The organism is Bacteroidia bacterium (genome assembly GCA_041391665.1).
Lineage (GTDB): Bacteria > Bacteroidota > Bacteroidia > J057 > J057 > JAGQVA01.
On sequence record JAWKNO010000002.1, the window covers coordinates 1,829,159 to 1,842,551 of the forward strand.

Sequence of the window (13,393 nt, forward strand, 5' to 3'; positions counted from 1 at the left end):
TATAAAACCCCGCTTATGAAAAATCTGTACCTGATCTTGCTGGCCGGAATTTTTGCCTGTAATACGGCTACTACTCCTTCCGAAACTTCCCAGGCGCCCTTTCCACGGATAGACGTGCATACCCACTACAATTACGACAGAGATTCTCTGCCTGCTTTACTCAGCCAGTGGAATATGCGTACGATTCTTATCCTCGTTGCGCTGGGTGATTCGGTCAAAGACCAGCAAAGGTGGGATGCCATGGTTGCACACCAACAGGCACATCCGGAAACCTTTTTTCTGTGCAGTGGGTTTGATGGCACCGGCATAGACGCACCCGATTACGCAGCAAAAAAAATCGCGATGATCAAAAGCCATATAGCTGCGGGTGCAAGAATGGTAAAAGTCTGGAAAAACTTCGGAATGGTGACCAAAGACGCCGCTGGAAAATTTATACAGATAGACGACCCCAGACTACAACCCATCTGGGACTACCTGACAGAAAATAACATACCAGTCATTGCACATATCGGAGAACCGCTGCAAGCCTGGCGGGAACTGGAGCCAGGCAACCCGCATTACAATTATTTCAGAGACCATCCGCAATATCATGCATTCCACCATCCGGAGATCCCGCGGTATGAAGAAATCATTCAGGCCAGAGACAATTGGGTGGAAAGAAACCCCAATCTCACCATTATCGGTGCGCATATGGGCAGTATGTCGCACGACGTAGATATGGTAGCGGAGCGCCTGGACCGTTTTCCCAACTTTTATGTCGAGACGGCGGCACGAGTAGGTGATCTTACCCGGCAGGATTTCGAAAAAATGCATAATTTTATGATCCGGTATCAGGACCGCGTATTGTATGGAACCGATTTGGGTACGAGTGAGCCACAGTCAACACTCAGCCAGGAAAGCCTTCAAAGTGAGCAATCCTATCTGGGAAAAATTCTGGAACTAGACTGGGCCTATTTCGGAGGAAAAGATTCGATGAATTACAATAGCCCGATGATCTCCTTTCCGGTAAAAACAAAAGCGTTGGAACTTCCCGACAGTGTTGTGCAAAAATTTTACTATAAAAATGCAGCCAGAATCCTTAGAATCGAAAATGGTATGTAAAGATTGCCAACCCTGACGGAAAATGTAGCTCTTTCAGTATATATCCGTAAAGCAGTCGCAAATTTCCGCCAGAAAATTGTAACTTTAGTAATTGACAGAATCCGTTTATCTATTAACCTTAGCTTCCATTTATGCTTGATCGGCCTACACTGGAAACCCTACCCCGTGAATCCCTTGATAAACTAGCCGAAAAACTAGATCTGGCAGAGTTTTCCGGTGGCCCGCGCAATCACCTGATTGAGGCTATTCTGGATTCTGCTCCGGCAAATTTCGACATCACCCCCTACCTGCCCAAGGTGCCTAAAGTTGCGCCCGTCATTGAGGAATCTTCTTCGTTCATCGGAGATAATGATTCTTCCTTCGTTACAGAAACTCAGGAAAGCGAAGACCAGGACGCATCCTCTTTTGTAAGGCAGGAGGACGACAGTCAGTCCTCTTTTGTCAAACCAGAATACGAGAACCAGTCATCTTTTGTAAAACCAGAGGACGACAGTCAGTCATCTTTTGTCAAACCTGAGGACGACAGTCGGTCATCTTTTGTCAAACCTGAAGCTGATGCCTCTAGTTTTGTGCCCTCGGGAGAAGGTTCACCCTCCCAGTTTATCATGCCTGAGCACCTGGAGGAAATATCAAAAAAAACAGTAACCACAACCCACAATCTCGCACCAGGCGCGCGCGTTGTGCTGAATAACCAGCCCTATGATATTGTGCGGATTATCTCTGATTCCTCCCGGGAGGCAGTGATATATGAAGTCCGGGATGCAAAAAATATTGCTTTTGTATTAAAACTCTATAAAGCGCAAAAACATGTAGGGGAAGAGCCAAATACAGAAGCCCTCACCCGCATTCAGGCAATCAACAACCCTGATATTCTGAAACTATATGATTTCGGAACGGGAGAAAAAAAATATCAGAAACAGTTCTGCTTTGAAATCAGCGCACTGGCACGCGGTGGAAACTTGCTGGATGTAGATAACTGGGGGGTAAAATATTCGAAAGCGTTTCTGGAGAATACGGTCATACCTGAAATTTTTAAAGGAATTCAGGCCCTTCATCATAAACGCATTTATCATTGCGACCTCAAACCACAGAATATTTTTTTCCTCGATGAGGCCAAAACTGATCTGGTGATCGGAGACTACGGTTCCTCCAAAACTTTTGAAGAAGAATCCAACCGGTCTGCCAAACAGTTTGATACCGTAATTGCCACCAACGCCTACATGGCTCCGGAACAGGCCAACCGCATCATCTCTCAAAAAGTAGATTATTATGCCTTCGGCATGGTATTGGTTCATCTGGTGTACCCTGAATATTTTACCCGCGATGATAATCCCCGGATCGTCGATAAAGAAAAGTCCGGAAAAATCCGGGAAAACCAATACAATCAGGAGGAAATCCTTCCTTTTAACCCGCAGTATCAGCGCATCAACCAACTGATCGGAGGCCTTACCCTTTACAATCACCAGGCTCGCTGGGGAGAAAAGGAGGTAGAGAAGTGGATCCGAAACGAACATGTGGAGGTCAACTACAAAGGCCAGTCGCTGATCAAACCGATCAATATTGGTTATCCGGGTATGCCATCCATCCGGACACCAAAAGAGCTCATCCAGACAATAGAGAAATACCCGGACCAATGGTATGAGGATCTGGTAGGCCGCACCTCCGGATTTAATGCCCTCATTGACTGGTTTGCCAGCCGGTATGACCTGCAGGTTGCCCGGGTTTTTGAGCAAATGATCCAGTTTTACAAAAAACAGGGGAAAGCCTATGTGAAAGAGGCCATTTTACGATATTTTGAGCCAGAAAGGCCTGTCATTTCCGGCGGCAAATCCTACGTCATTTATGAAAACCCCAACATTTGGCAGGAAATTGTAAGGTTTTTGAATGATCTTGACGATCGGTGGAAAAAATCACCTGTCGCTGATCTGCGCCTGGCTATTTTTACCCTCGAATTTAGCCTCAGGCAATACGAAGCGTTGGGGGGCGAGCAGGCTGGCGTCATCCGCAAATACCTCGATTCGACACAGGGTTCGCTGGGAACAGAGGATAAAAAAACATTCACCGACTACCTGACCACTTTTCAGGAGGTGATTCCGCTGGATGAAAACGAAACCGAAACCGCGCTGCGAAAAATTGTACTGATTATATACCTGATTAATCTTAAACGCCCTTTTAAAGATCTGGAAAACCGGCCAATAGATACACTGGAAGATCTGGGCTACTTTTTTGCCCGCAATCCGGATAGCTATAAAAACCCTCACCTGATTATTGAGCGGGATTTTTTCCTTCATCTAAAACAAAGGCCGGAGCTTGTCAATTTATCGTGGCATGCGTTTTTATTTGGTGTTTTTTCTGAACAGACCCAAACCCAGATCAATCTCACCAAAATCAAAGTAAATAAAGACCGGGAATACCATTCCGTTTATACCTACGAAAAATCGCTCAGTAACTTTTTTAAGAAACAAAATATCAAACAGCAACTGGAAGAAGGCGGAGCAAAAAAAGCGCTCGCACTCAACCAGAAAAGCCGCCTGTTTCAGTTTGCCCCGGGCGTTTTCTCCGAGTTCATGAAAACGGTACAGGAAAGGCATAAGATTGCGGATAAGGCAATCATCCCTCAAAATCTGGCTGCAATCAGGCGTAAATTTGTGTCTGGTGCTATTATGCAGAATCTGGGACATCACCTGACAGAGCTTATCGCTGCGCTTTGCCTGCTGATTCCGGTTTTTGGTATTATCGGCTTATACGGCCTGGAAAACGAGTCGCGTGTCCCGCTGATCGGCCAGCTGTTTGAAGAAATGAGATTTAGCCAATACATAGAAAGTCCGGAACAATACCCCAATTATATCGGCGGTTTTTATGTTATTCTGTTTGTATTTGCGTCGATCTATCTGCTTGCGTTGATACCTAAAATATGGGCAGGCAAAAACCTTGAACTGGCTGGCGCAACCGATCCTTCTACTTCACGATTGCTCTCTATCAGCGGCGGAACAGGGTTTTCCTTCCTGGCTTTTATGACGGTGTTCCCTGTTTTCCTCATCATCACCAATTGGCTATATGAGTTGATCGGGCTTTCGGCCTGGTTTACCGTTACGTTTCTTTTCTACACCCGGGCAGGCGGAAAGGGTCGTTCGAAAGGAAAAATTATCGCAGGATTATTGCTGGCTGCCGGTCTTGGCCGACTTACCATGGAAATTTTGTCATGGGATACACATTCCGGGCAAATCAACAACCGTGGGGCAATTGATGCAGTTTTTTACTTCCTCTCGCTGGCGATATTCTTTATTCCACCGGTCTGGTATCAGATGTTTAAAGCCCACAACCGAATCCAGCTGGCGATTAAAACCGCAGTATTGTTTTTGCTGGGGCTGGCCGTCGCCAATGCTTCCGGGCTGACCCACAGGCCCTTTTCACTGGCTAGCCTTTCATTTGCCCCAGAACCCGCCTATGAGGAAGTGCCTATTCCCAACGTATGGTTTGGAAAAATCACCAGCGACCTGACAGCCATGAATCTTCGCTCTGGTCCAGGCACCAATTATGAGGTCGTTACGGTTGTAAAATCGGATATGACTTTTCAGGTGGATCAGGGAATTACCGGCGCCTGGTGGGCAGTAAAGTTATGCGACGGAAGCAGCGGATATCTCTATTCTGCCAAAATACAATTACTGGAAAACATCACATCCAGCCAGCTACAGGAATTTCAAAATGGTGGCGGTCCATGTGCGGGAGAATCTGAACCGTTTAATCCCAATCCGGTTGTGCAGACAAATCCGGCTATTCCGCAAACGAATTTCACCGGTAAGGTCGGAAAGCTGGAAGCGAATTTTTTGATTAATGCTGACAGTGAAAACCGGATCAATGGCGCTTATTTTTATCCTTCCCGGAATGACGGACAGGTTTACAATTTGATGGGGTCAATCCTGGCCAATGACAAACTGGAGATTTTTGAATATACGGGAAATGTCCAGTCAGCGACCTGCAAATTGACTTATAGTCCCTCCGCAGGTTGTTACGTGGGAAGCATGAACAACAACGATGGCCGTGTGCTGGATATGCGTATTTGCGGACAGAAGTTTAATCACCCGGTAGCAGAACCGCTGGCAGCTTTCACCCCGGCCAATGCTTTCGCCGCTCGTATCCGCGGCAACAATGTCAACGTCAGAGATTTTCCTTCCGCAGACAACAGCAAAGTCCTCGCACGTCTCGACAATGGCGATCGGGTGCTGGTTATCGGTAATGAGACAGAATCGGGGGGAAATACTCTGGTAACCAGCAGAAAAACAACCCTCCAATTATCCGATGGTTCTGAACAACCCCTCGAAAAAGGCAAATTGTTGTTTATACAAAGCCCTGAAATTCAAAACGGCAGGTATGTCGTCGCCACTAGTCTGAATGGAAATACCCTTACAGAGGGCTCTGTCAGTATTCTTGATGTATCACTGACTGATGGGAAAATCTGGTATAAAATCCGGTTTGGAGCCAATCAGGAAGGTTGGGTATTTGAAGATTTTCTCAGGAAGTAATCCGGTTCAGCGATTTTACAAAACCACTGTTGTAATTTCCCAATACTTTTCCGGAAGAAGGGCGAATGACATTTTTCAAAAAGGCTTTTTCTCCCACCCCAAACTTATCGGCTATAAAGGTATCCCCGGTAATAATACTCGAATTTTCATGATACACGATACGGAAGCTGCCATTTCCCAGATGCTCAGCCACAACCAACCGCCCCGGTTCCCAGGTAAACTCGACTCTGTCACCCGTCTTCAGGTCGGCAACCCGTACACTTTGAATACTGAATGTTCTCGGGCCAGATGAAGGCGTGGGTTGTGGATTGGAAGCGACTACAGGTTCAGGCTCTTTGATATCTGCGAGCAGTCCTTTCAACGCATCAAATATCTGGTCATCGCCGTAAACGATCAGTTTTTCTTTTCCAAACCGGTAAAACCCTTCCAGCACCTGCGTATTTTTCAAACTATCGCCAAAGATGATAATTCCCTTAAGATCAGCCATGGGCAGGTGTGGGGTGATCGAATGTTCGGCATATCGGGCTACCTGCTGGCTGCGGATCATTGTCAGGTTATCAATTTCTCTTTGAATCAGCGACACATTCAAATCAGAATTGGGTGCGGGAGAAAGAGTAAGCCGGACAGATATGAACGGCCTCCGGCTTTTGAGCAATTGTTCATTCCATTCCGCTGCGAGTCGTGTTTTTTTCCGGTATTCTGATTCTTTATCTGCCTGGGTATGAAGCACATGCAGGCTCTCATCCGCTTTATCCACCACAAACTTCGTAATTACCCCAACCCTTGGATCAGTCCCAAACCCGGGGTAAGACTGGTGAGTAAGCGTCTGAAGGTTGCTGGCAGACAGCACCTGCGTCAAACTGACATTCAAATCTTCGTTTAACCCCTCTACAACGGCAAATACGCCGGGGGTTTCAAGTTCTCGGCGGTTGATTTTATGAGAAAGAATCAAATGCGAAAACGAGGGTATAACGGAGGTAATATCTCTTTCAAACGACCTTTGCTCCAGGTATTCCAGAATCGTCTCTTTAGCTTTAAACGAAATATTAGGCGAAAACCCTACTTTTATGGGGATGAGATCAGAGGTACTCAATTCCTCACCGGCATCAGACATGCTGGAAAGAATACGGAGATAAGACTCCCGTATATCCTCAACAATACTGTCAAGCAATTCGACATAAGCACGACTGTAGCCAAAAAAATCCAAATTCCCCCCCGCTGTAACCCTTTCGTAAAAATTACCGATCGCTTTGTCGTCGCCTTTTTCAGCATCGGCCTGGTAAGACTGCCCATAATTTACCCGACCGCTATCGAGGTAAAAAAACAAAGAAAATCGATCTCTGCCATTTTTTTCGATGCGGGTAAATTTCCCCTCAAAAGGTTCTACCGCACCAATAACACAAAAATCATCAAAGTATAATGCCAGGGTTCTGTTCATATCAATGTCTGTAACAACAAGCCGTGATATTATCTTTGCCGCCAGCATCGTAAGCTGCATCGACAATTGCCTGGCAAAGGTCGGGATTTTGGTGGTTTTTTAAAATTACTTCGCGGATTTGATCATCCAATAATGCATCAGGTACACCGTCGGAGAAGGCAAAGAGGATTTCACCATGTTGAAGCTCATATGGGCCGCTGACGGTTATACTCATTTCTTCAGGATTCATACCGATAGCCGAAAACATTACATTACGACGTGGATGCGTACGCGCTTCTGCCAAAGTGATTTCCCCCCGGTCCAGCAATTGCTGCACGATGCTATGATCTTTGGTCAATTGAACAAGCTGAGCCTCTTTGTTGTAAAGATATACCCGGCTATCGCCAATATTGATCAGGTGATATCGCCCGCCGGAAACCAGAAATCCGGAAAGTGTCGTACCGCAACCAAAATAAGCCTGATCGTCCTGGCTTTTCTGATATACGCGTTCCGCCGCGATCATCGCGGTTTCATGAAGAAACTGCTTTTCATCGACGATAAAAGGATCTTTTTCGAAGGTATGTTTAAACACCTCCACACACAATTCACTGGCAAACTCACCATGTGCATGCCCGCCTACCCCATCAGCAACAAATACCAGGCGGCCATTGAAAGTATGCGGTGACGTGTACCAAGCATCCTGCTGGGAGGGTTTTCTTCCCTGGATGGAATAGCCAGACACCTTGGGCAATATGGGGGCAGCGGTTGGTTCCAATGAAATATCAGGCGGTTAATTTTTATAAATCTCAGGTACGAGGAATTTTTCCAGAAAACACATGCCTTCCAACACCAGCATCGAATGTTTAAATTCAAAATTGCTGCTGCTTTTCGCCTTTTTATATTCGGCATCGTTGGTGATATATCCTTTGAGATAATTGGAAATCTCATTGGTCTTTTCCTTCAATGCCCGTGTATTGGAAATAATCCCGGTTTGAGAAGGGCCAACAAAGTCCAGATAGATATCCAGAAATTTATTAAACTCCTCATACGTTTGCGGGAATTTCAGCTTTAGATTCAGGCTCTCAAAGTGTTCACTCGAAATGGTAGCAATACGCGGAACCTCTTCCAGTTCATTTCCTTCTTTCCGGATAGAGAAGCCGGATTCTCCAAAAATATCAGAATTGTTCCGAAGGTTTTCTCCTAGTTTTACGCGCTCATCAGAGGTCGCCGAAACCAATCCTTTGGCTACCTCAGACTTATTGTCTTCGCGAATATCATTTTGTTTGACCACAACAATTTTATTTCCCCCTTCGCCAAAACCGGTCTGGAAACAACGGGTAAAATAGTCAGAAGCCATTTGTTTGCCTGGATAAGTATCGAGCCAGTCAAAAATTCGCCCGCCTTTTCCAAAGGGGAAGAGGTTTACTTTATTGACTTCGTTCAGGAAAGGATAGTCTTCGATCGTTTTTCGGAGCAACTGGCCACTGTAATACAGCAGCAGCCCGGTCATATATGCCGGAAGGGCAAATAATGTCGGGTTTGTCCTTCCCAGGAATGCATAAAAATGCTCAAATTCATTTCCCCGAAGCCGGTCAAATACGGCATTCAGGAAAAAGGGCGCATTGTCCTGGTTAATCGTTTTGATATTGGGAATCGTCAGTGACGATTTGGGATTGTCGTGGTAACTGACCAATGCCCTGCGGAAACTTTCCGACTGGCGGGACGCGTCAGCAATCAATCCGGCTGCAAGGCGAAGTGAACTTTGTTTCACCAGTTTATACCCGCCATCATTCAGATCCATTGCGATCAGCAGAATATCGCTGGTACTACCCCCGACGTCTATTCCCAGAAAAACATTATCTTCCTGAAGTGAGACACCGGTAGCCAATGCATAATTGGAAACGGCTTCGGATTCTGTGAGAGCGGCATCATCCAACTTAACGGTCACATTGGTGATAGGCGCGATCGTGTTGACGATGTTTTGAAATAGCTGACCGTACTGAAGCTTTTCTCCGTTGGTGAAAGATCCGGGGAATGACCACCGAAGTTTAGACGGCCGAAAATTATTGGCATACAAATCGGCTATAGATTTCAGGTAAACCGCCTTGAGATATGCACTTTTTTTATGATTGTCGCCGTCTTCTGTAAGCCATTTCATGCTGTGGTGAAGTATCCCGGCATTGGTTACAATGTGGCGGCTATCCATACTTTTAATATGAATATTGGGTTCGAAAATCGGGACTCCCCCCGCGATTTCTTCTTCTCCCATACCCGAAACCAGATACTGTGGGTTGTGTTCATGTACCCATGACTTAATCTGCCCATTGGGTGCACTTTCATTTTGGAAGAAATACAATTCGTGCGGCATGGCAATTTTCAGATTGCCGGGATCCAGATTTTCTGAACCCACGAGTACCATTCTCCGATTGGAAAAAGGAATGGGTTTTACATCGCTTCCGTTGCCTCTGGCAAATTGTACGCAGGAGTTGTTGGATCCAAAATCTATCCCGATCACCACGTCGGTAAATGAACTTACCCGGCTCAGGTCTTTTATTTTATGATCTCCCATCGAGTCATCTTCGGGCTTTTTCACAATCAGGTAACCCACAACCCGCTCTTCGCCATCTATATTTTTGCGAATCTCTAGACCCGCAACCGGAACATCGGTTTTAATGATATCATATTTGTGGAAAGAGCTGTCGAGCGTACCACCCGGATAAGAAATCAACTTTTCTACTTTTACAGAAGCAGAAGGACTTACCTGGTCGGCATAGATAATTTTACCTTTTTCATTCACCAGGATACTCTGGTCTGAGGCATTTTTGAAGAAGGGAACCATCTTGGTTCCACGATCTGCCTGAGGAAATTCTGAATAGAGATAATAACTGTTCCAGTGTTCTGATACAAAGTTAGGCCACATGATGACCCTTCGGTCATTTTCAAGCGGCTGCATTTCATATTCCCTGGCGGTGAGGTTCATTTTTTTGTCATCGATCACCAGATGGAGTTCGACAACCAGCTTATAATCGGAGGGTTTTACATAACAGCGAAGCTCGTGGTGATTGTCTTTAGGCGTGCCAATGAGGTCTCCGATCTGATTGCGGAAAAGAATCAATCCTTTTTCGCTCAGGGGAATGGGGAAATATAAATATTGTGGTTCCTGCTCCGGCTCGCGCGGATTATACCCTGGGTTCAATACTTCTACAAAATGCATTGCCGACTGACGAAGCGGCTGTTTTTCATCCTCTTCGATAAACTCAATGATATAGTCTTCATTGAGGAGAATATCTTTCGGATCAACCTCTACGACCCCGTCCTCTTTGCGGGGCTTAAAGGAAACCCTTCCATCGCGGAATATATAAAGGCTTTGTTTGACATTGAAGAGACTGTGGAAAGGCTCTGCAAAATTGAGCGCAGCATCGAGCGTACCTTCGTCAACAATCGCACTTCCGGTAGTTTTGATCGTCTGCTGCCACTTACGGAGAAAATCTTTAAATCCGTCAAATTCCAGCCGTGGTTTATTGTTCCGGTTGAAGTTTACTTCACGCTCATAATCTTCAAAATGGTCATTGACATTTTTGACCAGAAGATACAATTTCTGAAGTTGGTCTTTATTTCTTTCGATAAACGGCAGCGGATCGACAAATGATCCATTGCGGTACCAGGGCATATCTGCAGTTTGGGAAAGCCCTGTATAATCAACAGAAGTAAAAACCAGCGAATAAGGCGAAGTAGCGCCAATCAGCTTACCTGCATAATAGATTAGTTGCGTGGTAGGCTTTTCATCAGGATTTTCCTTTCTTTTGGTCGGATTGGTCCATAGGTCTTCATCTTCAAAGAGCATTCGGCCCAGAGCCGAAGGGATATCAAATAATTGTCCGTCAGCGGAAAAATCCATAGCAATCGGATCACTCAGGCGGATACGATCCGGGAAAAGCGCAATACAGGCCATCAGCCCTTTCCACTCCGCTACCAGCCGGTCATAAAACTCAACAAGCCCCGACTTTTTGATATTAGCTTCCACCTGCGTATAGGGGAAGGCAAAACCAAACAACCGGGCACGAGCCCACGGAGTTGGAATCCCTGAAACCAGGGTATTCATCACGTCGGCATCTACCTCTTTATCAATATTGGTTTCAATCCCCTGAATATAGGGTTGCGCTTCGTCGAAGAGGTGCCATTCGCCCCGCTTACCGCTTTTTGAGGTCGAACTGTTTTTTATGAGTAATGCTTTGGTCGTGTCAGCCATAAAAGTATTTCCTGAAAATGCTTAAGAAAAACTATACAAATCACAAAGAGTGGCATACATTCGCCGGGTCAGCTTTTCGCACTTGTTGCTGATATTGGGATCGTCCTGGTATTTGATAAATGCATCCTTGAAGGAGTCAAATGCTTTGGTGGACGAATCGGAAAAAAAGCCGGTATTGTAGGCGTGTTTTTCGAAATCAGACTTAAACAACTTGCTGTTGTAGGTAAATTTGCGCAATTCACGCCCACTCGTACTGCTAAATACATCGGAGCGGAATACAAATTTTTCTCCGCCTCCGGCTGAGTGATACAGTTGACGGAGCCATCCGTCCACAACTGCTTCCTCATTCAACCTGAAGTGAAAATAGTTAAAATATTTATGCATGGCCTCCACTTCGCGTGGATCGATATCCTCGTATCCGGAAATACTATTTTTCTTCAGATCGCCATTCTGTGCTGAATCGTAAAAATACGCGACATTCACCATAAATGACATCGCTACCAGCATACCAAATCGTTTGGCGAGTTTTTCCACTTCCTGGGGCGCTACAAAATCAGCAAACTCCAGCACACCGTCTTCCCGTATCGTGCGATAATAGTATTTTACGCCTTGCGGATCTCCTTTGGTTCTTTTGAGTTCGTCTACAGTAGAACGGAAAAAATCGTAGGCAGCAAAAGCGGAAAACAACTCGATATAGTGAGAGTCATTCTCCTGGTTTGAACCCCCGGTAAGCGTTTCTGACTCACCGTGGTTGGTCTGAAAATCCAACCCGGATGTACCCAGCATATAAAATTTCTGATAGGTCTGTTTGACGGTTTTATCTTCGTTGTAAAACATCATCGCAGCCTGCGAATTCAGCGCAAATTTATCGGCGGTAGCAACAACCAGTTGCCGGGATACATAATCAGAACTTGGCACTTTGAAGGAGAAATAGCTGGTAAGCAAAATCGCGCCAAAAAAAGTCTCCTTAAGGGACGAGCCGGGCATAAGAATACGTGCTGCCTCGGCAAATGCTTTGGGAATCACCGGAATAGACGAAGCGCCCGTTCCGCCAAAAACAGATCCCATAACAAATACTTTAGACTGACCAGCCGTAACCAGAGCCGTTATAAATTTGGCCAGTTGCCCATCGTGATTTTGGCGTACTTCCTCCAGAATGTTGTGGTGCATGAGGAATGAACCCAGATTGGTTTGCGCGCGATACCCGTGTTTGAGGTCAAATTCGCGGGTATTTTTGGTCAGGAGTAATTCTGCCAGCGCTGCCTGATCTTTGTTTTTATACTGAAGGTCACCGTATTTGGTAATGCGGGAAAAATTGCCCGTATCCTGGCGGGCATAATCAGGACTGAACTGGTAATAATTAATTTTTGCGGAGAAGAAGGTGTCTTTCAGTGCATGCTGCTCTTTATTCACCCCTTTGCATTTGGAATAGGTGTCCACAAGATCGTACAGGCGACGGAAGTTTCCGTTTTCCCTGTCGGTATCCAATGCCAGCATTTCGACAGTTGTGCCATCAAACATGCCCATCGCACAGAGATGAACAAAGGATTCCAGACAGCGCATGCCCGTTCCGCCAATACCTATTATAAAAATTCTTTCATCCATAGCCGGAATATGTGAATGGGTAGGTTATGTTATTTTTTGGAAGGGAACCATGTTCCCATTTTGGTTTTGCGAAACACTTTTGACAGACCAAAAGCCAACAGAAAATACAAAACGCCACTGATAGCTACGGAAATTAACGCTGCCTGCTGAAGTTCTGCGGCCTTTTTACCGGTAAGATCGCTGGTGATCAGCATACTGATGACAAACAAAAGTATGACCAGCAAAATGCCCATGACCAACAGCCATATCCTTCTTTTCTGTGGGTCTCTGGGGTTTTTACCCGGCTCGTGAGGGATCAGAAATGCAATGAGCATTGCGATACCGAGAAACACGATGGTGAAGAGAATTCCGGTGAAATATGCCTCCATTTTGAGGTTATTCAGCATTGTCGCGGAGACATTGCCCGGGTTGTCAAATATCAGATCCCACAGGTGAATGACGCGGGTGGTTTGTAACAGAAAAAAAGACTTAATCATGGCAAAAAATTAGGCTGTATAA

At 45.6% G+C, this 13,393-nt stretch carries 7 protein-coding genes; 2 read left to right on the plus strand and 5 right to left on the minus strand.

Translation table 11 applies throughout. The annotated features are described in order from the left end of the window. Positions 1 to 15: 15 nt before the first annotated feature. Together R3D00_19065 and R3D00_19070 are read left to right on the plus strand one after the other, a co-directional pair. The gene (locus R3D00_19065) at positions 16 to 1,101 is read left to right on the plus strand and encodes an amidohydrolase family protein (protein MEZ4775294.1); all 1,086 of its coding nucleotides are present in this window, start codon (positions 16 to 18) and stop codon (positions 1,099 to 1,101) included. A 131-nt stretch (positions 1,102 to 1,232) separates the two neighbouring features. Beyond that, positions 1,233 to 5,624: a protein kinase gene (locus R3D00_19070; GenBank protein MEZ4775295.1), complete on the plus strand. Its 4,392-nt coding sequence runs from the start codon at positions 1,233 to 1,235 to the stop codon at positions 5,622 to 5,624. On the opposite strand, the gene R3D00_19075 is transcribed toward R3D00_19070, so the two are convergent. The 5 genes from R3D00_19075 to R3D00_19095 are packed head-to-tail and all read right to left on the minus strand — an operon-like array spanning position 5,614 to position 13,371. Further along, positions 5,614 to 7,062: a hypothetical protein gene (locus tag R3D00_19075; GenBank protein MEZ4775296.1), complete on the minus strand. Its 1,449-nt coding sequence runs from the start codon at positions 7,060 to 7,062 to the stop codon at positions 5,614 to 5,616. The two genes, R3D00_19070 and R3D00_19075, sit on opposite strands and share 11 nt — an antisense overlap. A 1-nt stretch (position 7,063) precedes the next feature. After that, positions 7,064 to 7,783 (minus strand): protein phosphatase 2C domain-containing protein, encoded by a 720-nt coding sequence (locus R3D00_19080; protein ID MEZ4775297.1) that lies wholly within the window; start codon positions 7,781 to 7,783, stop codon positions 7,064 to 7,066. 48 nt (positions 7,784 to 7,831) lie between these two features. Further along, positions 7,832 to 11,290: a hypothetical protein gene (locus R3D00_19085; protein ID MEZ4775298.1), complete on the minus strand. Its 3,459-nt coding sequence runs from the start codon at positions 11,288 to 11,290 to the stop codon at positions 7,832 to 7,834. Positions 11,291 to 11,311: 21 nt separating this feature from the next. After that, positions 11,312 to 12,895 carry a hypothetical protein gene (locus tag R3D00_19090; protein MEZ4775299.1) on the minus strand — a complete coding sequence of 528 codons (1,584 nt, stop codon included), beginning with the start codon at positions 12,893 to 12,895 and terminating at the stop codon, positions 11,312 to 11,314. Positions 12,896 to 12,924: 29 nt separating this feature from the next. Continuing rightward, positions 12,925 to 13,371 (minus strand): hypothetical protein, encoded by a 447-nt coding sequence (locus R3D00_19095; GenBank protein MEZ4775300.1) that lies wholly within the window; start codon positions 13,369 to 13,371, stop codon positions 12,925 to 12,927. Positions 13,372 to 13,393: the final 22 nt, after the last annotated feature.